This window comes from Thioalkalivibrio sp. AKL17, assembly GCF_000377885.1.
Classification (GTDB): Bacteria; Pseudomonadota; Gammaproteobacteria; order Ectothiorhodospirales; family Ectothiorhodospiraceae; genus Thioalkalivibrio; species Thioalkalivibrio halophilus.
Map to the genome: position 1 here is coordinate 240,140 of NZ_KB898764.1, position 25,211 is coordinate 265,350.

At 67.5% G+C, this 25,211-nt stretch carries 19 protein-coding genes; 6 read left to right on the forward strand and 13 right to left on the reverse strand.

From position 1 onward, the window contains the following. Positions 1–75: 75 nt before the first annotated feature. Genes D577_RS0101180 through D577_RS0101205 form a run of 6 tightly spaced genes read left to right on the forward strand, consistent with a single transcriptional unit; the run spans position 76 to position 8,189 of the window. A complete protein-coding gene (locus D577_RS0101180; RefSeq protein ID WP_018945772.1) occupies positions 76–1,677 on the forward strand; it encodes an acyl-CoA ligase (AMP-forming), exosortase A system-associated in 1,602 nt (533 codons plus the stop codon). A 26-nt stretch (positions 1,678–1,703) separates the two neighbouring features. Beyond that, a complete protein-coding gene (locus D577_RS0101185) occupies positions 1,704–2,909 on the forward strand; it encodes a pyridoxal-dependent decarboxylase, exosortase A system-associated (protein ID WP_018945773.1) in 1,206 nt (401 codons plus the stop codon). A 38-nt stretch (positions 2,910–2,947) separates the two neighbouring features. Beyond that, on the forward strand, positions 2,948–3,964 hold the full coding sequence (locus tag D577_RS0101190; protein ID WP_018945774.1) for a glycosyltransferase: 1,017 nt from the start codon (positions 2,948–2,950) through the stop codon (positions 3,962–3,964). Positions 3,965–3,970: 6 nt separating this feature from the next. Further along, the gene (locus D577_RS13780; protein WP_081618787.1) at positions 3,971–5,830 is read left to right on the forward strand and encodes a hypothetical protein; all 1,860 of its coding nucleotides are present in this window, start codon (positions 3,971–3,973) and stop codon (positions 5,828–5,830) included. Further along, entirely contained in the window at positions 5,827–7,122 is a 1,296-nt protein-coding gene (locus D577_RS13510) for a DegT/DnrJ/EryC1/StrS family aminotransferase (protein ID WP_208854534.1), read from the forward strand. The genes D577_RS13780 and D577_RS13510 overlap by 4 nt, the downstream gene beginning before the upstream one ends. Beyond that, the gene (locus tag D577_RS0101205; protein ID WP_018945777.1) at positions 7,119–8,189 is read left to right on the forward strand and encodes a GNAT family N-acetyltransferase; all 1,071 of its coding nucleotides are present in this window, start codon (positions 7,119–7,121) and stop codon (positions 8,187–8,189) included. Before D577_RS13510 ends, D577_RS0101205 begins: the two co-directional genes overlap by 4 nt. Here D577_RS0101205 and D577_RS0101210 read toward each other — a convergent pair. The 13 genes from D577_RS0101210 to D577_RS0101270 all read right to left on the reverse strand — a co-directional run bounded on the left by D577_RS0101210 (position 8,175) and on the right by D577_RS0101270 (position 25,208). Further along, the gene (locus tag D577_RS0101210) at positions 8,175–9,950 is read right to left on the reverse strand and encodes a hypothetical protein (protein WP_244263421.1); all 1,776 of its coding nucleotides are present in this window, start codon (positions 9,948–9,950) and stop codon (positions 8,175–8,177) included. The two genes, D577_RS0101205 and D577_RS0101210, sit on opposite strands and share 15 nt — an antisense overlap. A gap of 281 nt (positions 9,951–10,231) precedes the next feature. Further along, entirely contained in the window at positions 10,232–10,708 is a 477-nt protein-coding gene (locus D577_RS0101215) for a PRC-barrel domain-containing protein (RefSeq protein WP_018945779.1), read from the reverse strand. Positions 10,709–10,921: 213 nt separating this feature from the next. Then, a complete protein-coding gene (locus tag D577_RS0101220) occupies positions 10,922–12,139 on the reverse strand; it encodes a glycosyltransferase (protein ID WP_018945780.1) in 1,218 nt (405 codons plus the stop codon). Beyond that, positions 12,136–13,353: a glycosyltransferase family 4 protein gene (locus D577_RS0101225; RefSeq protein WP_018945781.1), complete on the reverse strand. Its 1,218-nt coding sequence runs from the start codon at positions 13,351–13,353 to the stop codon at positions 12,136–12,138. The genes D577_RS0101220 and D577_RS0101225 overlap by 4 nt, the downstream gene beginning before the upstream one ends. After that, the gene (locus D577_RS0101230; RefSeq protein WP_018945782.1) at positions 13,350–14,720 is read right to left on the reverse strand and encodes a phenylacetate--CoA ligase family protein; all 1,371 of its coding nucleotides are present in this window, start codon (positions 14,718–14,720) and stop codon (positions 13,350–13,352) included. The genes D577_RS0101225 and D577_RS0101230 overlap by 4 nt, the downstream gene beginning before the upstream one ends. A 13-nt stretch (positions 14,721–14,733) precedes the next feature. Continuing rightward, positions 14,734–16,647, reverse strand: coding sequence for an XrtA/PEP-CTERM system amidotransferase (locus tag D577_RS0101235; protein ID WP_018945783.1), 1,914 nt, complete (start codon positions 16,645–16,647; stop codon positions 14,734–14,736). A gap of 2 nt (positions 16,648–16,649) precedes the next feature. Beyond that, positions 16,650–17,843, reverse strand: coding sequence for a TIGR03088 family PEP-CTERM/XrtA system glycosyltransferase (locus tag D577_RS0101240; RefSeq protein ID WP_018945784.1), 1,194 nt, complete (start codon positions 17,841–17,843; stop codon positions 16,650–16,652). Then, positions 17,840–19,408, reverse strand: coding sequence for an exosortase A (xrtA, locus tag D577_RS0101245; RefSeq protein ID WP_018945785.1), 1,569 nt, complete (start codon positions 19,406–19,408; stop codon positions 17,840–17,842). The genes D577_RS0101240 and xrtA overlap by 4 nt, the downstream gene beginning before the upstream one ends. After that, the gene (locus D577_RS0101250; protein WP_018945786.1) at positions 19,405–20,643 is read right to left on the reverse strand and encodes a TIGR03087 family PEP-CTERM/XrtA system glycosyltransferase; all 1,239 of its coding nucleotides are present in this window, start codon (positions 20,641–20,643) and stop codon (positions 19,405–19,407) included. Before D577_RS0101250 ends, xrtA begins: the two co-directional genes overlap by 4 nt. 14 nt (positions 20,644–20,657) lie before the next feature. Continuing rightward, a complete protein-coding gene (locus D577_RS0101255) occupies positions 20,658–21,707 on the reverse strand; it encodes a FemAB family XrtA/PEP-CTERM system-associated protein (RefSeq protein WP_026288841.1) in 1,050 nt (349 codons plus the stop codon). A 4-nt stretch (positions 21,708–21,711) separates the two neighbouring features. Beyond that, a complete protein-coding gene (locus tag D577_RS0101260) occupies positions 21,712–22,617 on the reverse strand; it encodes an XrtA system polysaccharide deacetylase (RefSeq protein WP_018945788.1) in 906 nt (301 codons plus the stop codon). A 20-nt stretch (positions 22,618–22,637) separates the two neighbouring features. After that, entirely contained in the window at positions 22,638–23,714 is a 1,077-nt protein-coding gene (locus tag D577_RS0101265; protein WP_018945789.1) for an XrtA/PEP-CTERM system-associated ATPase, read from the reverse strand. Between the two features lie 3 nt (positions 23,715–23,717). Next, entirely contained in the window at positions 23,718–25,208 is a 1,491-nt protein-coding gene (locus D577_RS0101270; protein WP_051073601.1) for a TIGR03016 family PEP-CTERM system-associated outer membrane protein, read from the reverse strand. Between the last annotated feature and the right edge of the window lie 3 nt (positions 25,209–25,211).

Genomic DNA, 25,211 nt, shown 5'->3' on the forward strand with positions numbered 1-25,211 from the left:
GCACGGCCAGTACCGGGTGGAGACGAGGAATCTCGTACGCGGTAAAAGGGTGTATGGCAAGGAGTGTCGGCGGTAATGGCCCATCTGCTGCACGAACTGATCCTTGCCTCCGCTCGCCGCTGCCCGGAGGCCCCCGCGTTGACCCACGGAAAGCAGCAGCGCTCGTATCGGGAACTGTCCGAGGACGTGATGCGGCAGGCAGCCGCGCTGAGGCGCAACGGTGTACAGCCGAATGATCGCGTTGCCGTGTTCCTGGACAAGAGGCCGGAGACGGTCGTCGCGTTGTTTGCAGCCATGGCGGCCGGTGGCGTGGCGGTGCCGGTCAATCCGACTCTCAAGCCGCACCAGGTCGCGCACATCCTGCAGGATGCCGGTGCAATGGCCCTGGTCACCTCGCGCGGCAGGCTTGGACCGCTGGCGGAGTTCCTGAACGGGTGTCCCCATCTGCAACAGGTCTACACGGCGGACACGGGGCCGGATACGGACGACATCGTTCCCCCGGGGATGCGTCTGTTTGCCCGGGATTCGTCGTCAACGGACAGGGAGGCTCCGCCGGCGCCGGTCCGGCGGGTCGAGTCGGATATGGCAGCGATCCTTTATACCTCGGGCAGCACCGGGCGGCCCAAGGGGGTCGTACTGTCGCATCGGAACATGGTGGCGGGCGCCACGAGCGTCAGCGAGTACCTGGAAAACACGGCCGCGGACCGGATCCTCAGCGTACTGCCCCTCAGCTTCGATTATGGCCTCAGCCAGCTGACCACCGCGTTCCGGGTAGGGGCCGAAGCCGTTCTGCTCAACTACCTGATGCCGCGTGACGTGGTGCGGGCGGTCGAAAGGCACTCGATTACCGGGCTGGCTGCGGTGCCTCCCCTGTGGGTTGAGCTCGCGGGTCTGGAGTGGTCCGAGGGCGCGCGCCGGAGTCTTCGCTATTTCACCAATTCGGGAGGCGCGATGCCCCTGACCACGCTGAGCGCCCTGCGCGAGCAGTTGCCGAATGCAGCGCCCTACCTGATGTACGGGCTGACAGAGGCATTCCGGTCGACCTATCTGCCGCCGGAGGAAATCGACGCGCGTCCGACCTCCATGGGCAAGGCCATCCCCAATGCCGAAGTGATGGTGGTACGCGAGGATGGCCAGCCGTGCGCCCCCGGTGAACCCGGTGAACTGGTCCATCGGGGGCCGCTGGTGAGCCTGGGCTACTGGAATGCGCCGGAAGCGACGGCCCGGCGCTTTCGCCCGGTGCCCGGGCAGCGTCCGGAGCTGGGCCTTCCGGAACGGGCCGTGTGGTCGGGCGACACGGTGCGACGCGACGAAGACGGGTTTTTGTATTTCGTCGGGCGCCGGGACGAGATGATCAAGACCTCCGGTTACCGCGTCAGCCCCCGGGAGATCGAGGAGGTGTTCGACGGGGTGGAGGGGGTGCGCGAGGCGGTGGCGTTCGGTCTGCCGCATGAGCGACTGGGCGAGGAGATCGTCGTGGTCGTCGCCGGAGAGGAGGGCCGCGAGCCCTCGGAGGTTTCTCTGACGGCCGCGTGTCGGGCGGCCCTGCCGGCCTTCATGGTTCCGTCCCGATTCATCGTCCGGGCCGAGGCCCTGCCCCGCAATTCCAACGGCAAGATCGACCGTGCAGGGCTGCGCGCCTTCTACCGGGACGCCTTCACCGAGGATCCAGCATGACGCCACACGTCACGGAACTCCCCTGCATGAAGCAATTCCGGCTCGTCGACGGCTGTCTGGCGCTGGGTGGCAGGCCCGTCACCGAACTGGCCCGGGAGGCCGGCGGCACGCCCTTTTACGCCTATGACCGCGGGATGCTGGACGCCCGCCTGGCGGAGCTGCGTGGCTGCCTGCCCCGCGCCGTGCACCTGCACTACGCCGTGAAGGCCAATCCGATGCCCGCCGTCGTGGAGTACATGGCGGAGCGTGTTGATGGCCTCGATGTGGCCTCGGCCGCGGAACTCGAGCTGGCCCTGAATACCGGTACCTCGCCGGCCGATATCAGTTTCGCCGGGCCCGGCAAGCGCGACGGGGAGCTTGCGGCGGCATTGCAGGCCGGCATCGTGATCAACCTGGAATCCTTCGGCGAGATGGAACGCGTCCATCGCCTGGCCGAGGCGGCGGGCCAGCCGGCCCGTGTGGCCGTGCGGGTCAATCCCGATTTCGAATTGAAGTCCTCGGGCATGCGCATGGGCGGGGGGTCCCGTCCGTTCGGTGTGGATGCCGAACAGGTCCCCGAGCTGTTGCAGCGCATTGGCGATTACGGGTTGTCGTTCCAGGGCTTTCAGATCTTTGCCGGCTCGCAGAACCTGAGCACCGAGGCACTGACCGCGGCTCAGGACGGCATCTTCGAACTCGCCTACCGTCTGGCGGAGCAGGCGCCAGGCCCGGTCAAGCTGCTGAACGTTGGCGGTGGCCTGGGTATCCCCTATTTCCCCAATGACCGGCCGCTGGACCTGAACGTGGTGACCGATCACCTGGCCGGGCATGTCGAGACCTGTGCCCGACGGCTGGGCGATGCCCGGGTGGTGCTGGAGCTGGGCCGCTATCTGGTGGGCGAGGCGGGGGTCTATGTGGCGCGCGTCATTGATCGCAAGGTTTCCCGGGGCCGGGTCTACCTGGTGACGGACGGCGGCATGCATCACCACCTGGCGGCGTCGGGGAACCTGGGGCAGGTGATCCGGAAGAATTATCCGGTCGCGGTTGCCACGCGCATGACCGAGGCCGAAACCGGGAAGGCTTCGATCGTCGGCCCGCTCTGCACTCCGCTGGATATTCTGGCCGAACAGATTGATGTGCCTGCAGCGGAACCGGGCGATCTCATTGCCGTCTTCCAGTCCGGCGCGTATGGCCTGTCGGCGAGTCCGGTGGGCTTTCTCGGTCAGCCGATGGCCGCTGAGTTGCTGGTTTGAGCGATGGCCTCGAAGTACATCAGCCGGAGGGATACCGGATGACTTCGCCGGCCGGGGAAGCCGCGATGCCGGAGCAACAGGGGCGACCCCGTGATGACCGGGCCACCCCGGATTTCTCCGTGGTGGTACCGGCCTTCAACTGCGCGGCGTATCTCGCTGATGCCCTGGACAGCATCCTCGCTCAGGAGGGCGTGAGTGTAGAGGTGCTGGTGGTAGACGACGGCTCCACCGACAACACCGCGGAGCGGGCCCGAACCTACGATGCCCGGGTCCGTCTGCTGTCCACGGCCCGGCCTCGCTCGGGGCCCGGCGCGGCCCGTAATGTGGGGATGCGGCATGCGCGGGCGCCGGTGGTGGCGTTCCTCGACGGGGATGACGTGTGGTTGCCGGGGAAGCTGGCACTGCAGAAGCGGGTCCTGGACGAGAATCCCGATGTGGCCCTGGTCTGCACCCGGGGTGCGCACTGGTTTCCCGAAAGCGAAAGTGATGCAGCCTGGCAACAGGAAGCTACGCCCGAAAGCCCCGCCTCCGGCGAGATCCCGTTCCGGCCGGCCGGGTGGATCTATCACCTCCTGCTGCTCAGGCCCGCGTGGGTATGGACCTCCACGGTCGTGATGCGGCGGGAACTGATCGACCGGATGGGGGAGTTCGACGAAACACTCCGGCTGGGCCAGGACTACGAATACTGGCTGCGGGCCTCCCGGGAAACCCGGATATTGCGCATCGACCGCATCCTCGCTCTTTACCGCCAGCATGCGGACAATTCCACCCATACCCCCCGCGCGCGCAATTTCGAGCTCGAGATCCTCCAGCGCGCCCTGGCCCGCTGGGGCCGTGCGGGTCCGGACGGGGCCACGGTAACCGCAACGCAGTTGCGCGAACGGCTCGCCGGGCTCAGCTTCCGTTTTGGCTACAAGCATTTCTGGTCCGGAGACCCCCGAATCGCCCTCGGCGCTTTCGGGTACGCGTTTCGGAACCAACCCCTGGCGTGGCGCACATGGGCCTACATCGGGGTTTCAGTCATGCGCAGTCTCTGGCCTCCCGGCCGCCGGTGACCGCCCATGCCACGGCCCTCCGGTCCCCACTCGCGCGCGCCGACATTGCTGATCGGTAATGCACCACGGGTTGTGGTGCCAGTGGCACGCTGTCTTGCGGCGCACGGGGTGCCGGTCCGCGGCGCCAGCGTGCGGCCCGGCGAGCCGCCGGTGCGGTCCCGGTATGTCCAGGGCTTTGACGAGCTCACCCCTCCGGAGCAATCAGCGCAGCAGTTCAGCGATGAGCTGCTGGCGCTGGCGCGCAAGTACCAGGTTGATACCGTGATCCCGGTGGGCGATGTCGAGTTGCGCGGCCTGGCCGCCGTCAGCCCCGGTTTGTCGGAACACCTGAAGCTGGGTTGCCCGGCATCCGCCAGCCTCCGCCAGGCCCTTGATCGGGAGGTGCTGGCGCACGCGGGGATCGAGGGTCGCCGGGAGGTGATCCCCCGAACCGATCTCGCGACGCCGACTCAGCTCGATGACCTGCCGGAATCGCTCGCCTTTCCGGTACTGGCGTATCCCCTGGACAGCCGCCGGGCCCGGGGCCGCCACGTTCGCGTTTTCCACCAGCGGGACGCACTCGAGACCTTTTTGATCACGTACCTGCAACGCGGTATCGGTATGCGTATCCAGGGCTTTCCTGGCAATGAAACCGTCAGCCTCGAGGTGCTGATGCACGCGGGCCACCCGGTGGCCGCCTTCCAGTACAGCTGGCTCAACACGCTGCCCGTGGCCGCCGGCACACCAACGCGTGTCGTGAGCGAGGCGCTGGATGAGCCCCTGCTTGAGGACGCGGCGGCGCTGCTGCAAGGCCTTGACTGGGAGGGCGTGGCCACCGTGGATCTGCGCCGGGACCGGGAGACTGGCCGCTGCCGTTGGATGGACCTGCGTCCCGGTTATCAGGGAAGTACCGCGTTCGCTGTCCAGTGCGGGGCGGCATTGCCCCGGCTGCACCGGGACGTCTTGCACGGAGGCGCCGGATCTGCAGCCGGCGGCTATGCCGCAGGCCGACGCGCCCGTTGGGCCGTGGGGGAGCTGCAGCGACTGCCGGAAGCCGGCGCACGCTGGTTGGGCCGGGAACGCACCCTGAAACGCTGCGCGCAGGATGTAGGTACCTGGGTTCTGGATGGATTCAACGGAACGCGGGATCCGCTCTGGCAGCCGGCCGACCTGCGTCCGGGCATCGACGAGTGGACGACCGCGTCCGGCGAGGCCCTGCGTTCCGGTGCGCGGGAGCTGAGCCGTCGTCTGTTGCCGTGGCAGCTCGCGCGCAGGGCCCATGAGGGTATCGATCTGGGGTTGACGGGATCATTAAGGGTTGCCTGGCTGCGAGCGTTTCCACAGCGCTTGCGCACGACCCACCGGGATCTTTCCGGGGTGAAGAATCTGGTGGTGGTGTGCCAGGGCAACGTGATCCGCAGCGCGCTGGCGGGTTGCATGCTTGCGCATCCGGACCGACCGGGCATCGAGGTCATTTCGGCCGGCATACGCGCAAGGGATGGCAAACCCGCTGATCCGGTGGCAATGAGAGTGGCCCTGGAGTTCGGCCTTTCGCTGGATGCGCATGCGGCCCGACAACTGACCCGGCCGATGGTCGAGAGGGCGGACCGGATCGTGATCATGGACTGGTCGAACCGCGTTCGAGTGCTGGCGCGCTACCCCGAAGCGCGGGCAAAACTGGTGATGATGGGGGCCTTTCACCCGGGGCTTCAGACAGGGCAGAAAATCCCCGAGATGCAGGACCCCTTTGCCCGGGGCGAGGATGCGCTGCGCGACTGCTACCGCCGTCTCGTGCCCGCCGTGGAGCACCTGGGGCAATGTCTCGCACGCGGTGCCCGTTCCCCGGAGCAGGGGCCGGAACCGGCTGCGGAGGGTCGTCGGCCATGACGGAACGAGCGGGTAACGGGGCGAGCGGCCCGGGCAGCCCGGGTGGATATGGGACCACCGCGTCCTATGCCATACCCAAATGGCCGGTGTTGTCCGGCGCCAGTTTTCGCTGGCGACCCTTCACCCCCAGGCCCTCGTCGGTGCTGGACGGGCGGGAGATCCATCCGGTGAATCTCGCCCGCGGGGCGCTGGAGACGATCCTGGAGCTGCTCCGCCTGAAGCCCGGCGATCAGGTGCTCCTGCCGGCCTATCACTGTCTCTCCATGCTTCATCCGGTCCTCAGGGCAAACGCGGTTCCCGCGTTCTATGGTATTGGCCCCGACACCCGAATCGACCCCGATGAACTGCGCAGGTGCATCGGCGCCCGAACCCGTGCCGTGGTCGCGCCTCATTTCTTCGGCTTCCATCAGCCCATGGCAGCGCTTCGGTCGGTATGTGACGAGTACGGCATCATCTTGATCGAGGACTGTGCCCACGCGTATTTCGGCAGCCTGGGTGACAACAGGCCCGTGGGGTCCACGGGCCATTTCGCGATTGCCAGCCCGTGGAAGTTTCTGCCGGTCATGGAGGGCGGGGAACTGATCGTCAACGACTACCCCGCGGGTAATCCGGACCTGCCTTCGACCGGGATCCGGGGGGATGCCAAGGAACTGCTGAACATGGTGGAACGATCGCTGCAGTATGGTCGCCTGCGGGCCCTCGGGGGATTGTTCGGGCCCCTGTTCGGACTGGCGGCGAGGCGGCGCGCCAGCCCCGCGGGCGGGGCATCTCCCGCGGGGGACGCCGCTCCGGTTTCCGCCGCGCCGGGCCGTGCGGATCCGGATAGTGAAATCCGGCCACGGCGCATGACCAGGACGGCGCGCCTGATCATCCGGCACTCGAATTTCCGGCGGGCCGTCGAAAGACGGCGCGCCCATTACCGGCGTCTCGCCGAAGCCTGGCAGGATCTGCAGGGCGCTTGGCCGCTGCATGACGTGTTGCCGGACGGCGTTGTGCCGCAATGTTTCCCCCTTGTCGTGTTGCACCATCAGGCCGTCACCCGGGCACTGAAGGCGGTTCGTGTGCCGGTGGTTCGCTTCGCCGAGCATCCGTGGGAAGGGATGGATCCGGATACCTGCGGGAACGCGGCCTTCCTGTCATGTCGGACCTTCCAGTTCCCGTGCCATCAGGAGTTGACGGCGGACGAGCTCGAATGGCTCGCGGAGACGGTTAAACGCATCGTGAACGGGACAGCGCCTGACCCACCCACGCACATTGGTCCGACATGGACGAACAGGAGGCCGTTTCAATGAGTATGACTCCGGAATGGCGCATTACGCCGGTGGATGTCGAATCGGGCCGTTTGCCGGACGAATGGCAGGAGATCAATCAGCGCTGCTTCGCCGGGCACCCCTTGCTGGCTGCCGATTTTTTCGGCCACCTCCTTCGCTGGTTCGGGGATGCGCGCGTGCGCATGGCCTCGCTGGTGGAGGACGGGGTCTGCCTGGGCGTGGTGCTGGTGCAGCCCGTCAGCAAGGCGGGGCAACGGTGGCAATTGTTCCAGCCCAGTCAGGCGCCCCTAGGCCCGATCATGCTGGACCATGAGCGGGTCGATACAACCAGGGCGCTGAGCGAGCTGATGAAGGTCTTGCCGGGCTTCGCGTTGCAGCTGGACCTGACCTTGCTGGATCCTGCCTTTTGCAAGTTGCCCGAGGACGGCGGCAGAGCCGAGTTGCTGCAGCATTGCACCACCATGGCGGTAGCGAACGAGGGATCTTTCGAGGAGTACTTCAACACCCGTCCGCGCAAGCTCCGGTCGAATCTGCGGCGGTATGCCAAACGCCTTCAGCAGGACGGTTTCAACGAGCGCCTCGAGCTGGTTACCGACCCGGAGGCCGTCGCCCATGCGGTGGATCAGCACGGCGATATCGAGACTGCGGGCTGGAAGGGCAGTGAAGGCACCGCCATGCATCGAGATAACATCCAGGGACAGTTCTACCGCGCCTACATGCGCGAACTCGCCTCGCGGGGACGCGGTTTCGTTTATCGCCTGTGGCTGAACGAACGCATGGTGGCCTGCTGGCTCATTGTCACGGGTGGCGAGATGGGGGTCATGCTGAAAACCGCTTACGTCGAGGACCTGGCGAAGTATTCCGTCGGCAGGCTGGTGTTGATCCGTACGCTGGAGGCCTTGTTCGGACGCCCGGACTTGCGACGCCTGGAGTTCTACACGAACGCCAACGTGGATCAGCTGGAGTGGGCAACGGACAGTCGACCCATTTACCACATGAACTTCTACCGGTACGTGCTCCTGCGCCACGGGCGGCAGGCGGCCCGCCGGGCTCGTTCTCAACTGTGCGCACAGTCAGGGAAAGACTGAGGCGGCAGCATCCGACGGGGTGAGGCGTAGCTGCCATTTGCGGGTTGTGCCCGCGGCGGGCCACAGGGCCGGGGGATCGGCCCGACATTCGGCGGGTCCCAGGGTGGACAGGTGCACGTCGCCGGATGGTTCGCTGGCGCCCGCCAGACGGCGGGTCCCGTGCGGGTTCAGCCAGCGTGCGGGTACGTCCGCGGAGGTCGGCTGCAACTGCAGCCGATAGTGCAGGGTGGCCTCCTGGTCGTCGATGGTCAGTTGTGCCTGCCACCGGTGGTCCGCCAGGGTTGCGGGGCGAAGGGCCTGCCGGCGGCCCAGCCGCCCGCCGAACAGCCGCCAGTCCAGGGTCGCCTGCAGGCGGTCGAGGGTTGTGCGTTCCGGCGCCCGCGTCAGGCGCACCGGCGCTCCGGAGCCAGTGAGGGTGACCCCCGAATCCGTCGGCTCTACCGAGAGGGCATCCAGCCGGGTGAGGCCGAAGAGCCCGCCAGCGGACTCCACCATCGGGGTCCAGCCAGCCACCGCCGGTTCATCCTGAAGGTGCGACGCCGCCATCCGGACCGGTGGTGCGAGCACCGGGCGACCGTCCACCTCCACATGGAAGGGGCACAGGGCCGCCTGGCGCAGATCGGCGACCGCGCGCCCGAACCCCTGGACGGCCTGGCCACGGGTAGAGATCCGGGCATCCACGCGTGCGCCGCGATAGCGCAGCAGCCCCGCCTCGGCGTCTTCGGTCACTCCGGGCCCCGGGTTCCAGGCCGGCGACCAGTCGGGCAGGCCGGTGCCCGAAAGCCAGGGATGGCCGGCCAGGGTTGCGGACAGCAACCCCGCGAACCAGGCGTTGTACACCGTCAGGTACATGTAGCCATCCCAGCCGGCGGCCTCGCCACAGCCGCCGCCCGGCGTCAGCCACAGCAGGCCGTCGTCGCGCTGCTGGCGTTCGAGGCGCTGGCGGAGGTTGCGGGCCACCTGCAGGACCTCGGTTGCCGTGTCCGGCCGCAGCGCCCCCGGACGCAGCAGCAGTCCGTGCAGCACCGTCAGCAGGCAGGCATCGCCGAACAGGGCATGGTTGCTGCGCCCGAGCCCGCCACAATAGCCGGAGTCGGTCAGAAACAACCCCAGCCAGTCCAGGCCGCGCATCAGTGCGGTTTCCAGTTCGGCATCCGGCGCCCGCCCCAGCGCAAGATGCAGGCACAGGAGAAATTTCAGATGGTAGGCCACCGGCGTGGCGATGCCCCGTTGCGGGTCGGGATGCCGCGGGAAATCGATGAACCCCCCCGCCCGGGTGGTCCATGCCCGCACCTGACTGCGCAACCGGTGCTGTTCGCGCGGAAGCCGATCCGGGCTCGCCTCACGCACCCGCAGGGCCTGCGCCAGCAGGCTCCAGTTGTTTGACGGGTACCCGCGGGCCAGCGGACATTGGGTGCGTGCCGCGGCCACCCGGTCGGATTCCGTCGTTTGCTCCAGCGTCCCGGCCAGCAGCCCCAGCCCGAGCCGGTTGAACGGTTCGTGTCCGCGCTGCGCTGCGGGGAGTGCGGACCACTGTCGCAGCAGGACATGGGCTGTTTCGTTCCGGTCATGATGGGTCAGGGCCAGGGCCGCCAGCACCGCGCCATAGTGGTCGGTGGGTGTGGAGCGGTCGGCACAGGGGTCATGCAGGACACCATCGGATGTCACAAGGGCTTCCAGCGCCCCGGTGACACCGCCGGCAAGCGATCGCAGACGCGCACGCTCGTCTGCCGAAGAGGCTGCATAAGTTGTCCGCGACATGACCTCATAGTCCCTTGTGGTCGGACACCACCGCAAGCACAGCCCCCCGCGGGCCTGCCGAAAAAAACAGCCCGCCCGCATTGGCTGCAGGCAGGCTGAATCCGGAATCGCAACTGGCCTTGACGAGAGAGAAGGCCAACCTGGGAGTGTGATGCAGATCCGGAATGCTCGGAGGGAGCATGTCCCTGACGCTACCCGGAGAACGGGCCTCCGTATGTGCGCCAGCGAACCATGCCCCGTATTTTTGAACCCTGTCCCTTGCGGTTTCGGGTTCGGGTGTTTTAGTTGCGTTCGTACTCGGGTGCGTCCTGCAGGGTCTCTTCGTCCATGTCGACGTAGAGCTTGATGTCATCGCCGTCCATTTCGTGGCTGACGCGGTCCCAGGAGAGGGCGATGTCTTTTTCGCCGAGGCCCAGGACTCCGCCGGTGCCAACGATGACCGCGACGATGTTCCCGTCCCGGTCGATCACGAGATCCCTGACTTCGCCGAGATCCGTGTCGTCGCTGCGACTGTGGATGTTCGCACCGATAATGTCGCCGGCATGCTGCGCGCCCTCCGGGGCGCGGTCAAAATGGGGCGCACTCGCGTGATCGGCCCCCCGGGCACCCGGTTCATCCATGCCGGCTTCGGGTCCGTTCATGGCCCCGTGATCCGGTCCTTCATCGTTGTGTTCGCCGGCGAAAGCGCTGCCGCCCATGCCCAGGGCAAGGACGGGAACGATGGCGGCGGTCAGTTTCAGTTTGGTAAAGGTCTTCATGATTGTTTCCTCTCAAGATCGGTGTTCGTACCGGATGAATCGCCGCGTTCATGCCGCGGGCCGGTTCGCCCGAGGAGATGAACGCGTAGAGGATTCTGGGAGTTGCGGCGCAGGGGCTCCGTACGGTGAGACACAAAGGGGGTACGTATGCGGCCTTGATGGCCTGGAACGTGATCCAGCCTGAAGAAAGAGGGTAAAGGGCGGGAGGCGATTTTATGGATCGGCGGAACCCGGACGTTCGGCGTGGGTGGCCTCGTGAAGGCGACGCACGAGCGCCGGGATGCGCATCTCCCAGCGGTTCTCGCGGGCGTAGGCGATGATCGCTTCGTGGTCCCACCGGGCCTCCAGGGCGTCGGCGATCGCGTCGCGCAGGGCGTCGCCATCGCCCAGTTCGACCAGGCGGCCGAGCCAGTCGGCGTGAATCACCTCGGCGTTGCCGCCGACGCGGGTGGTCACTGTCGGCAGGCCGCAGGCGGCGGCTTCCAGGAACACGTTGGCCCAGCCCTCGAAACGGGTGGCGAGCACGAACAGGTCGGCGGCGGAGTAGTAATCGCGCAGGCGTTCCGGGGCGACCGCGCCGGTGAAATGCACCCGTTCGCTCACCCCTTTCTCCTCCGCCAGCCCCTGCAGCCAGGCCAGCTCGTTGCCGTCCGGACCGCCGCCGCCCACGCACAGATAGTGCAGGTCCGGGTGTCGCTGGAGCAGGGCGGGCATCTGCTCGATCACGCGGTGGAAACCCTTGCGCTCGTTCAGGCCGCCTACGGTGATCATGATCTTCGCCGCCTGCGGCAGGCCCAGTGCTCGCCGGCAGGCCTCGCGATCCTCGGGGCGGAAGTGCTCGAGATTGATGCCGTTGGGCATCACCTCGACCTGGTGGGGCGGGATGCCCATCTCCAGGGCGAGGCGGCGCAGGTCATCCGACACGGAAAATACCCTGGCGGCGCCGTGCATCGCACGCAGGGCGAGCCAGCGGCAGGCACGCGTGCGCGAGATCCGCAGCAGGGTGCCGCGCAGGGTGATGGTCCACGGGAGACCGAGCCAGCGGCCCAGCAGCCAGGCGGCGACGCCGTCGGGGTAGATGAAGTGGCTGTCGATGGCGGTAATGCCCTGTTCGCGCTTCAGGCGGCGCACCAGCGGCAGGATGCCGAGGGCCAGGAACGGCGCGTCGGTCCATTTCATGATGCCGGGGATGCACAGGAAGCGGGGGTGGTACACATCGATCCCGTCCTGCACCTCGTGACGCGGGATGGGCGGACGAAAGTGCGGCTTCCAGAACCGGCGGATCAGCCCCTGTCCGGGGAACCAGGCGACCGGGGCGACCACCACCAGCGGGATGTGTTCGGCGACGCGGAACATGCGCTCGCGCACGAATACGCCATAGGTCGGCTGCACCGCGTTGGGGAACACCCGCGACAGCACCAGCAGCTTCATGTGGCAACCCCGACCGAGGGGGCCGCCTGCCGCACGCTCTCGATCACGTGCCGGGCGTTGGCCTGCCAGGTACAGCCCTGCGACTCCACCAGTGCGGCGGCCTGATCGCCCAGTTGTTGCCGCCAGGCATCGTCCGCCAGCAGGCGGTCCAGCTGTTCCGCCAGCGCATCCCATTCGCGCGGCGGGAACAGCAGGGCGCCGTTTTCGTGTTGCACGACCTCGCGGATGTTCGGCTTGTCCGGGGCGACCACGGCGCGCCCCAGGGCCAGGTATTCGAACAGCTTGATCGGGGAGGCATAGTCGGTCACGTCCGGTTGCACGGCGATATCCAGGGCGGCGATATGGGCCGGGATCGCGGCGCGCTCGACCGGCCCGGTGAAATGCACGCAGGCCTCCAGCCCGGCCTGTTCGACCTGCTGGCGCAGCGCCGGAACGGCCGGACCGTCGCCGACGATCAGCAGGTGCAAATCCGGGTGGCGGGCGCGCAGGCCGGCCACGGCATGGATCAGCCCGTCGACCCCGTGCCAGGGGCGGATCCAGCCGACGAAGCCGACCACCCGGGCCTGCTGCAGGCCGTAGTGTGCGCGCACCGTCGAGCCCTCCACGCCGGGATGGAAGTGCGCCCCGTCGACGCCGTTGGGCATTACCAGCAGGCGTTCCCGCGGCACGCCGCGCGCGGCGAAGATATCCGCCATGGCCCGAGTGACCACGATGGTCCGGTTGGCGCGGCGGCAAAGCCAGTCCTCGATCCACTGGGCCAGGCGGCGGAAGACCAGGTCGCCGTGGGTCTGCAGTTCGAGGCTGAGCGGGGCATTCACTTCCAGCACCAGGGGGCGGCGGGTCAGCCACGCCACCAGACGACCGGCGAAGCTGAACAGGCTGTAGCGTTCATAGATGAAATCCGGACGGTGACGCAGGACTGCCACCAGCAGCAGGACCATCGCCGGGCCGTTGTAGGCCAGCGACAGCAGCTCGTAGACCCAGAAGGGGATGGGCACGCCTCCCAGCGTGGGGCGTGCATCTCCGTCGTCGGAGGATTTCGCCGCCGGGGCCGGCGGGATATCGTCGTCGTCCGTGTGTTCCGGCAGACGCCGCTGCAGCGGCGCCACCATGTGGACCTCGTGGCCCAGCTCGCGAAACGCATCGCACAGCGCACGGATGTGAATGCCCTGGGCGTCCTCGCCGCGGGTGCGATGGTGGTAGAGGATCTTCATGATTCCAGGGCCTCGCTCTCGACCCAGCGGTACTTCCCGGAGGGGGAGGGGGCGATGTGATCCACCAGCTGCAGCCGCACCGGTACCTCGGCATGCAGGATGCCCTGCATGCCCCGCGTCACGGCCCGGGTTTCGTCCGCGCCCCAGGGGCCGCTGGCGATCACCTCGATATCCAGGCTCAGATCCGCGCGCTGCACCAGCCGGTACTGCGCGACCTGCGGCATGTCGCGCATGACGTAGTTGGCGGCCGAACCGTGCACCCGGCGCCCGGCGGCCCCGACCAGGAAGTCGTTGCGTCGTCCCTCCAGGCGGTCCAGCGTCGGCAGCGGCGAGCCACACGGGCAGTCCGTGCCATCGCCCAGGCGCCCGCGATCGCCCACTCGGTAGCGCACGAAGGGCATGCTGTAGCCATCCAGATTGGTGATCAGCAGATCCCCGATGCCGTCGGCATCCGGCTGGTCGACCTCCACATGCACATGTTCGGTGGCGATATGCAGGCGCCCGTGCCGGCACTCGTGCGCGACCAGGCCGCCATCGCGCGAGCCGTATTCGTTGGCCACGGGACATTGCAGGATGCTCGCGATCTGTTCGCGTACCTGCGGGTAAAGCATCTCCGAGGTGCAGACCACCACCCGTGGGCGCCAGCCGCGTGCCAGTCCCGGGTTCGCCTCCAGCGTCCGGGCCACGCGCAGGATCACGGTGGGGTAGCCGTAGACGAGTCGTGGCCGGAAGCGCCCGAGGAAGCGCGCATAGGCCTCCAGGCGCTCCGGCGTCAGCTCGTGCGCCGACAGCACCACCTGGTTGAGGAAGTAGCGATCCTTGATCACGCGCAGGCGCGAGGCCTTGCCCAGCTCGATTGGCGAGCCCCAGAAATCCACCTGGCGATCGCCCGGCCGGATGCCGAACCAGCCGCGAAAGCGCAGCTTCTGTGCGTTGTGGCGTGCCTCCTTGACCCGGTCCGACCAGAACACCAGCGGCCGCCCGGTGGAGCCGCCGGTGCTGGAGGGCAGCAACGGGCCGGCGGCGTTGTCGGCCAGCAGATCGCGCCCGCGCTCGCGCACCGTGTCGCGCTCCAGCACCGGGAACGCGGCGAGCTCCGGGGAAGCCCCCGCCAGGATCTCGCGGTAGTACGGAACGTGGCAGGTGCAATGCTCGAGCAGGGCCTGCAGTCTGATCCTGTGTTCGCGCGACACTGCCGCCGCGCCGGCCTGCTCGCCCTGGCGCAAGCTCCGCAGATGAGCGGCCGTCTCGCGCCCGCGTAACTGCTCGTGGACCGGCCACAGCAGGTGTCTTGCCAGTGGCTGCGGCATGCGCAGCGGCCAGTCGGGCTGTGGCAGAAGACGTGCAGGGCGGGCGGAGTCGTTCATGGGGCATGGCTCCTCACGCGATGCGCTCGGCGGGTACGTCGACTCGCTGGCGCAGGAAGGATTCGAACATCAGCAGGGCCCACAGCGGGCGCGAGTGGTCGGAGCGTCCGCTCTGGTGCTCGTCCACCAGCTGGCGCAGGCGTTCGGGGTTGAACCAGCCGGAATCGGCCAGCCGCTCGCCCAGCACCGCCTGGCGCAGGGTGTCGCGCAACGGGCCGCGGAACCAGTCGGCGATCGGCATGACGAAGCCCTGCTTGCGCCGGTACAGCACGTCGTGTGGCAGGTCCTGCTCGAACGCACGCTTGAGCAGGTACTTGCCCTCGCCCTGATGCAGGCGCAGGTTGGCCGGCAGGGTCGCCGCCCATTCGACGAACGGGTGATCGAGGATCGGCACCCGCACCTCCAGACCGTGCGCCATGCTGGCGCGATCGACCTTGGTCAGGATGTCGCCCGGCAGCCAGGTCTTCAGGTCCAGGTACTGGACGAAATCCAGCGGTTCCTCGCGCGGGGCACGGGCGGCGTGCGCGTGCAGCACCTCGCTGGCCGCGTAGCCCTGGAGCTCGCGGCGAAAGCGCGGGGAAAAGAGCCGGGCACGGCTGGCATCGTCGACCACGGTCACGCTGCGCAGATAGCCCTCCACCGCGTCCCTGGCCAGCGCCTGAAAGGTCGCCTTGGCGCGGAACGCGCGCGGGGCCCAGTCGGCCTTGGGGTACAGTGCCGCCAGGGTGCCAAACAGCGGCCGGCGCAGTCCGCCCGGCAGCAGGCCGCGCAGGCGTTCCTCCTGGCGAAACCCCCGGTAACGCCGATACCCGGTCAGGGTCTCGTCCCCGCCATCCCCGGACAGCGCGACGGTGACGTGCTGCCGGGTCAGGCGGGAAAGCTCGTAGGTCGGCAGCGCGGAGCTGTCGGCAAAGGGTTCGTCATACAGCTGGGCGAGGGGGTCGATCAGCTGCATGCGGTCGACGTCCACCTGATCCAGGAAATGCCGGGCACCGACGCGCCCGGCCACTGCACGGGCATGATCGCTCTCGTTGAAACGGGGATCGCCGAACCCGATGGAGCAGGCATTCACCGGGTCCTCCGAGAGCTGGCTCATGGTGGCCACCACCGCGCTGGAATCCACCCCGCCGGACAGGAAGGCCCCCAGTGGCACCTCCGAGACCATGCGGATGTCCACCGCCTCGTGCAGCCGCGCCCGCAGTTCGTCCTGTGCCGCCTGCGTGCTGGCCGGACTCGAGGCCGCGAACTGGAGATCCCAGTACGGGCGCGGTCGCGCGTCTTCCGTGCCGGGCTGCAGGCTCAGGGTGTGGCCCGGAGGCAGCTTGCGGATGGCGGCGAAGATGCTGCGCGGATCGGGTACGTAGCCATAGGCGAAATATTCTTCCACCGCTTTGGGGTCGAGATCGCGCGGCAGCTCCGGACAGGTCAGCAGCGACTTGATCTCGGAGGCGAACAGCCAGCGCCCGTCGGGCAGACGGGCGTAGTGCAGCGGCTTGATGCCGAGGCGATCGCGGGCGAGAAACAGGGTCTGGCGCTTGCGGTCCCAGATGGCGAAGGCGAACATCCCGCGGAAGTGTTCGACACAGGCCTCGCCCCATTCCTCCCAGGCATGCACGATCACCTCGGTGTCGCAGTGGGTGCGGAAGTGATGCCCGCAGGCCTGGAGTTCCCGCATCAGCTCGGGGAAGTTGTAGATCTCGCCGTTGTAGACGGTCAGTACGCTGCCGTCCGCGTTGGCCAGCGGCTGGCGGCCACCCGCAAGGTCGATGATCGCCAGCCGCCGATGTCCCAGGGCGATCCCCGGTTCCTGGTGCTGGCCACCGTCGTCCGGACCGCGATGGAACTGCACGACATTCATGCGTTCCAGGAGCGCGTGCCCGGGCGTGACATCGGCTTGCGCGGCGAGGATGCCGACCAGACCACACATGGTCAGGCCCCTCCCGCGGACGGGTGGCGGGGTCGGCGAGCAGCTGGCAACAGGGAGCGGTAGAGCTCGGCGTAGGCCGTCACCATGCGTCCCAGGCCAAAGGTGCTTTCGGCCCGTTCGCGTGCCCGGGCGCCTTCGAGTTGCAGGCGCCCGGGATCCCGGACGTAGTCCGCCAGGGTGCTGCACAGGGCGTCGGGATCGCCCGGTTCCAGCAGCGTGCCGGTGCGGCCGTCCTCGACCAGTTCCGGGAGCCCGCCGACGCGCGAGGCGACCACCGGCAGGCCGCTGGCCATCGCCTCGAGGACCGTGACCGGGATGCCCTCGGCCAGCGAAGGCAGGACGAACAGGTCCATCGCCCGCAGTTGTTCCGGCATGTCGGTCCGGTTGCCGGGCATCCAGGTCTGCTCCTCGATCCCCAGTGCCGCGACCTGCTCGCGCAGACGTGCTGCCTCGGGGCCGTCGCCCAGCAGTACCAGGCGCAGGCGTGGAAAGTGCTCGGGCAGCCGCTCGCGCAGACCGGCAAAGGCCGCGACAAGGGTGGCTTGATCCTTGACTGGCGACAGCCGCCCCACGGTGCCGATCACCAACGGCGCGTCCGGCGAGCGCTGCGTGTGGTCGTGCGGGTGGAAGCGCCGGGTATCCACGCCGTTCACGATGTGCTGCACCCGCGTCCGGGGGATCCCCGCGGTGGTGGTCAGGTAGTCGGCCAGGTGCGCGGAAACCGTGACGTGGCGATGGACCCATGGGCTCAGCCACTGACGCAGGCGGCGGTACTTGGGGTTGCTGCCGTCGAGGTCTGCCATGTCCCAGCCATGTTCGGCATGCACCCTTGCGGGCACCCCGGCCAGCGTAACGGTCGGCTGACATTCCAGCGCGGCCAGGTTGGAGCTGTGGACGATGTCCGGGCGCAACTGGTACAGCAGCCGCCACAGGCGCAGGAACATGCCCGGACCGATCCCCGGTCGCTTGTGCAGGGCGTAGATCTCGACGCCCTCCGGCAGGCGGGCACTGAAATCCGTGTAGTCGGCGATGCAGATGATTACGTGGCGAAAGGCATCGCGGGGCAGATTGCGCACGAGTTCGATCAGGATGTTCTCGAGCCCGCCCACGTCCAGGCGATAGACGATATGCGCGACCAGCGGCCGGGTATCGCGACCGTCGCGTGCCAGGGCCGGGGCGGGGGTGGTTTCCGTCACTGCGCCCGCACCCGTTCCAGCCGTTCCAGGACCGCCGGCAGCGCGTCTTCGGCATAGCGCTGCAGGCTGGCTTCGACCTCGGAGGGGTCCTGGTCGAATTCGGCATAAAAGGCGACCAGTGCGGCATCGTCCCGTCCGCCCAGCAGGCGATGTACCGCCTCGCGCGCCTTGACCTCGTGGGCCCGGGTCGTCAGTGTCCCGTTGACCCAGTAAAGCCGCCAGACCACGAATTGCCGCTCGGGCCCGCGCACCAGGAAGCGCTCCGCCCGCGGCCCGTCGTTTACCGTCACCGATCCGGCGCGCTGCTGCGACCAGTCGGAGCGCTCTCGCCCGGCCAGGGTGTTGTCCCAGCCCACCATGCTGCCGTGGCGGTGCTGCTCGCGGTAATAGGCGACATGCAGGCCCACGGCGGGGACGCCCTCGTTGTCCGCGACCCAGCCGCCACGCTCGGCCCGGGCAAAGCGATACCCCGGTTGCCAGGGGTCCGGTTCGGTGCCGGCGGAGACCGCGTGCCAGTCGTCGGTGACGATGGCGCCGTCACCCAGCCCCGCGACCTCACCCAGGTCGCGCTCGTTCATCCACTGGCTCCAGGCCGGCCCGGCGCTGACGACCATGATCCCCAGCAGCGTGATCGCGAACAGCGAGGCGGTGCCCGCCGTTACCGTAGCGCCACCGGCGGTGTCGACCGGAGCGGGCGACGAGGGTGTATCCGCCCGGGGTTCGTCTTCGCGCCACAGGGCGCCGATCCAGAACATCAGGAAGATCACCACGCCGAAGAAGATCCAGCCGTAGATCAGGTGATCCACGCCGGCCGCATGCTCCATGCCGCTGAGGTGGCCGATCATCACGATCATGTAGGCGCGCAGGCCGTTGGCGATGATCGGCACTACAATGGCGACGGCGATGAAGAGCAGACGCCGCGACAGGCTGCGGTACATGATGTACGCATACAGCGTCCCCAGCGCGACCGAGGCGATCAGGTAGCGCACGCCGGAGCAGGCCTCGACCACCGACCAGCTCCCGGTGGGCAGTTCGAACTGCAACCCGTCTCGATAGATCGGGATACCCGACAACTGCACCGCGTAGACGGTGAAATCGGCGGTGAAGTCCATCAGCGGCGGCACCAGGAACTCGCCGAACGGCACTGCGAACAGCAGGTAGGCGAGAGGAAACATCAACACCCGGATCGCGGCGCTGCCCAGCACCAGCCATACCACCGCCGGGATCATCAGGGTGGCCGCGAACTGGCGTACCGAGGAGACATCCACCAGGTCGCCCATCACCCAGGCCATGCCCAGCAACAGGACAGGTGCCACGGCCAGGGCATTCGGTCGGGGTACCACGGTCGCCAGCTCGCTGCGCTTGAGCCAGACCAGGAACAGCACGATCGGGACGATCAGGAACCCGTGGGTGAAGGTCTCCGAGCGCGACCAGGTCTCCACCATGGAGAGCCAGGTCGGGGCAAACACCACAAGGGTGATGGCCAGCACCAGCACGAATGCGGTCAGTGGCCACTGCCAGGCGGGTGCCGGCAGGGGCCATCGGGAAGCGAGAGCCTCGTTCATGCCGTCTCCGTGCCGGAGGTGACCACCGACGGGTGAGTGGAGGCGTTCAGATGCCGGTCGAGCATCGCGAGGTTGCGTCCCCAGTTGTAATCCGCCTCTACCCGCGCTCGCGCGCAAGCGCCGCGGTGGCCCCCCGTGTCGTGCAGTGCGCGCAACACGGCGGCGGCGAAGGTCTCCGGATCGGTGTCGGCCTCGATCACTTCATGCTCGCGCTCCGCGGTCAGGCCCTCCAGGGCCTGGGGGGAAGCCACTACCGTGCGCGCCAGGGCCATGGCCTCCAGCACCTTGTTCTGGATGCCGCGGGCAATCCGCAGGGGGGCCACGGCCAGTTCCGCATGGCCGATCCACGGTCGCATGTCCTCTACGAATCCGGTGACCTCGACGCCCGGCAGGGCGCCGAGTTCCTGCACCGCGGGTGTGGGGCGGCTGCCGACGATGTGGAACTCGGCGGTCGGTTCGGTCTCGCGGATCCGCGGGAACACGGAGCGGGCGAACCAGATCGCGGCATCGACGTTGGGCCAGTAGTCCATCGCCCCGCTGAAGACCAGGGCCCGCGCATCGGGTGCATAGGGGATTTGCGGGGGAATGCGGGCCGGGGCGAAGAAATCGGTATCCACACCGTTGTTCATTGCGTGCACCCGGCCGGCACGTTCCGGTGCGAGTTTGCGGAAGGATTCGGCCTCGGCCGGAGATACGAACAGGCTGGCATCGCTGCTGCGTGCGAGGCGTCGTTCGTAGTCCAGCAGCTTGCGGCCTTCGCGCCGGTAGACCGCATTCATCGGCCAGCGCCGGGTCTGCGCATACTGGGTCCACTTGTCGGAGTCGACATCGACGAAATCGGTGACCCGCGTCAGTCCCGGGCGGTGGTCGACATATTGCCCCATTGCCGAGGAGAAGATCAGCGCACGTTCGACAGGGTGGGCCTCCAGGGTACGGTCGACCCAGTGCTGGAGCGCGGGATCGCGGTACCACGGCAGCGTCAGCGCCTCGCCGGTGGCAAAACCGCGCAGTGCCCGCAGCCGCGCGCGGCGACCGGGCAGGGGACGCACGCAGACACTGGCGCACAGTGCCTCCAGCTCGCCGATGTACGTCCGGTCGGCCGGGTCGTCGATGAACGTTCCCAGGTGCACACGGTAGTGCCGCACGAGGTAGCGCAGGATGTGATACGAGCGGATCTTGTCGCCCTTGTTCGGCGGCCACGGAATCCGGTGCACGAGATACAGAAGATCATCCATAGGAGCACTCCGTGCTAGCCGAGGGAGCGGGAGAGCCGGGGGCCCAGCCAGTTGGCGACCGGCCGCGGCAGGTGTTGCCAGGCCTTGATGAAGTAGCGGTATTTGGGGTTGAGCGGATTGACGTCGGGCATCTCGCGGGCGCGCACCAGGTGGTATTCGTAGTGCAGCGGCTGTGGCTCGAACCCCCAGTTCTTCTTGAAGCTGAAGGAGCCGGTATCGCGCTTGCTGCGGCCGAAGTCGTAGATGCGATAGCCGTCCTCGCAGGCGTGGCGCATCAGTTCCCAGTAGAGGAAATCGTAGCCCGCCACCTGGCGCGCCTCGGGCGTCCCGGCGCCGTAGTAGGGCAGTACCTCATCGCGGAAATAGAACGTCATCACCGTGGCGACCGGGTTGCCATCGCGGGTCGCGGTCAGTACGCGGCAGTCGTCGCCGAACACGTCCAGCAGGGCCCGGAAATAGAGCCGGCTGAAGACGGGTGTGCCCATGCGATGCACGCTGGCGGCATAAATGGGGAAGAAACGTTCGATGCCGGCATCGCATTCGCTCGCCAGACCGGCCTTGATGCCCTTGCGCACCATGCGCCTTTGCTTGCGCGGAATTGCGTTCATGTTGGCCTCGACGTCGGCCTCCAGCGGCTTGCGGAAGGTGACGTAGAGATCCTTGGTGGGCCGCTCGGGATAGTGGGGCTCGCGGTGGCGGTACTCGAGGTAGTCGACGCCCAGGCTATCCGCCAGTCGGCAGGCGTGCCGGTCCAGCGCCGCAAAGGCGTCCGGGGTGCGCGCGGCGATGCCGCCGTAGACACCGAAAGCCATCGACGTCAGGGCGTCGCCGAACAGGCGGGAGCGCACCCGTGCCAGCGGGAGCACGCCGACGATCGTCCCGCCCTGCTCGACATACAGGAAAAAGGTCCGGTGACCGAAGGCGCGGCGCATGACATCGGCCCAGCCCGCACGATGGAAGAACGTCGCGTCCGGGCACTCCTGGACGAAGGCGTCCCAGCGCGAACGGTTCTGCGCATCCAGCTCGTGTATCCGCAGCTCGGTGTTGCCCGCAGGCGGTCCCAGGTTGTCAGGCGATTGATACACGAGCGATCTCCGTTGTCAGCGCGGGGCGCGGCGTGGCTGCGAGCTGGTCGGCGAATACGCGATCCATGCGATCCCATTCGAAATCCTGGAGCAGACGTTCCAGACGCGGCGCCATGCGCTTGAGGTTCAGGTAGTGACGAAAACGGGTCTTCGCATCGATGCCGGGGATGCGGGGCTGATCCGGATCGATCTCCCAGGGGTGGAAGTAGAACACCGCCGGCATGCCATCGACCCGTGCGATGTGGCGCAGGGCATGACGCGAGACCGCATAGGGCAGCAGGCGGAAATAGCCGCCGCCTGCGACTGGCAGATTGCGGCCGCCCATGCGCAGAGTGGCGGGCGGCAGCTCCAGGATGCCGCCTTCCAGCGGCCTGTGAGGTTCGCGCGGGGCATCCGGCATACCGTAATGGTCATGGTGGACAGGGTAGATGCTCGAGCTGTAGGCGTGCCCGGTCTCGGCCAGGACGTCGTGGGCCCAGAGATTGTCCTCGCCGATCGAGAAACTCGGCGCGCGATAACCACGGATGACGGTTCCCGAGAGGTCCTGCAGGATCCTCCGGGCGCGCGTGATGTCTTCGCGGAACGCCCAGGGCGTCAGGTCGGTCACCCGCTGATGGCCGTAGCCATGGCTGGCCAGTTCGTGTCCGGCTTCGACAATGCGCCGAATCGCCCGGGGGTAGCGTTCCGCGATCCATCCCAGGGTGAAGAAGGTGGCCCGTGCCCCGTTGCGTTCGAACAGCTCGAGAATCCGGTCCAGATTGCGCTCGATCCGGCATTCGCGAGTGTCCCAGCTGCTGCGCGGGATGCTGGGGGCCAGTGCGGAGACCTGAAAGTAGTCTTCGACATCGACGGTGAGGGCGTTGGCGGCCCGGTTTCGGGTTGGCGACATGAGTGTACCCCGCGGGTCTGTCATGAATGCGTGCCGTCGGCCCTGTGGACCCGCGGCTCGCATTGCTCGCCCAGGAGTTCCAGAATCTCCTGGGACAGGCGGAAGTTGATCGAAAGGTTGCGTTCCATCCGCTGGAGGCGTTCGTGCAGGGCTTCGATGTCCAGTTCCATGCGCAGCAACGCCACCTGGCCGGCGACCATGGTGGTGTTGCTGCCCGCGACGTCGGTCTGCTCGGTGGCTGCAGCCTGCGCGTCGGTTGCCGCCCCGTCCTCCACCGGGTTCTGTCCCAGGTCCTCTTCGATCTCGTCGATGACCATCCGGGCATGAGCGGCGTCCAGTTCGGCCCTTTCCTCGAGGTAGCCCATCAACAGAAGGCGGTCGCAGAAGGTGTTGACCTTGCGCGGGATGCCGCCGGTGTAGTCATGGATGCGAGGCCAGATGTCGTCCGCAAAATGCGGACGGTCCTGCCAGCCGACACGGGCGAGGCGATGTTCGATGTAGGCGCGCGTGTCGTCCTCGTCCATCGGCCCCAGGTGGTAGGTCGCGATCACGCGCTGGCGCAGCTGCTGCATGTTTTCGCTGCGCAGGAGTTGCCGGAATTCCGGCTGCCCCAGGAGGAAGCTCTGCAGCAACGGACCATCCGTCCCCTGGAAATTCGAGAGCATGCGCAACTCCTCGACCGCGTCGGGACCGAGATTCTGCGCCTCGTCCACCACCAGGAGGGCGCGCTGGCCCCGTGCCCGGGTGTCGTTGAGGAACCCGTCGAGGCGTCGTAGCTGCCCGGCCTTGTGACTGGGCGCGTCCTCCAGGCCGAAGGCCAGACAGACCGAACGCAGAAGGTCCTCGGCATCCAGCTGGGTACTCACCAGCTGGGCGGCGACCAGCGGCTTGTCGCCCAGGGTCTCGAACAGGCTGCGCACCAGGGTGGTCTTGCCCGCACCGACCTCGCCGGTGATGACGATGAAGCCTTCCTCCAGCTGGACCCCGTATTCGAGGTAGGCCATCGCCCGGCTGTGGCCCTTGCTGGCGTAAAAGAAACGCGGGTCGGGGCTGAGGGCGAAGGGGCGGGCTTCGAGTCCGTAGAATTCCTCGTACATGACTCAGAATTCCTTGATCAGCATGCCGATGATCGAGTTTTCCCGGTACTCGTTGGCGCGGCTGTCCGAATCGCGGCGCTGATGCCGCAAGGCGAGACGCGCTGTCAATACCGGGGTGATTTCGCGGCTTACACTGGCGCGTAGATACCAGCGGTCATCCTCGCGATCGACCCCCAGAAACTCGGTATTACTGAACCCGCTGCTCAGCTCGCTGGTCGTGCGCGGACCGAGGTTCCACTGCCAGGAGGCATTGATCCCCGTGCGCCGGCGATTGTCCTGGAACAGGCCCAGGCCGCTTTCCAGTTCCGACTCGCGCTGGGTCTGGAATGCGTTGACTCCGAACACGCTGCGCCCGGTGTCGTAACTCCAGGAGGCGCGCCAGGTCCGGGTGAAGAAGTAGTTGGCCACCACGGCTTCTTCGGTCAGCCCGGAGATCGCCAGGAGGAAACTGACTTCCTCGAGCGTGAACTGGTCGAACAGCTCATCGACCGTCATGCCCAGTTGCTGCGACAACTCGTTGAACTGAGCCCCGCGCCGTTCCCGGGTGGAGGTGATGCCTTCGTTGAAACTCAGGCGGTAGCTGGCGCGACGGCTGCGGTGATCCAGCGAGAAGGCGCGCGTCTTGCCGAAATAGCGCTCGCCATAGCGGCCATCGATCCGGGTGACGCGGGTGGGTGCCCAGCCGGCCCCGACTTCCCAGAAGCCGCCGTCCACGTCCTCGCGGGTGGTCGGAAAGTCGTTGTCCTCGTAGCCGGCCACACCGAAAAGCCGCAGCGACCGCCCGAAGCGATAGCCCAGGGTCCCGCTGACCTCGCTGAATTCGCCCTCGGGGCCCGACTCGAAGCGTTCCTTTTCGTGGGAGGCCGCGACCTGCCAGAACGGGCGGTTGAAGGCCGCGCCACTGTCCAGGGTGTATTCCACGCGGTGGGCATCGCTGTTGGGACGGTCGCTGCCGTGGTAGCGGATCTCGTCATAGGTGTAGCGGAGTTCCTGCTCGGCAAAGCTGCCGAAGCGGGTCCGCAACACCGGGGACAGGCTGTAGCGCGTGGTTTCCTCCAGGTTGCCGCGCGGCGTGCTGCCATCGATGCCTACTGGTGCCAGCAGTGACGAGACGTTTTCCCGTCGTGATGCGCGCGCCTCGATGAAGAAGGTATCCGGTATCACCTCCCAGTCACTGCGCGCGCGCAGATGGTGGCTGACCCGGTCCTCCTGCGATTCGCTGGCGTGGTAACGGGAATTCAGGCGGTAGCTGACTCGCGTTTCCATCCGCGGACTGATCCGCCGCAGGTTGACCCCCGGATTGATACGGCCGATCAGATCCGACGACTCTTCGCCGCGTGGAGCGAGGGTCACGTTGTCGGTGATCTCCACCGAGCCACTGATCCGCGGGGTCACTTCCCAGTCGGCCGCCAGCGCGGGCGACGACGTCAGGCACAAGACGGGCAAAATCCATCCACGGGCTGACGGGACCCGCTTCGCGATGGCGCCCGGCATGCG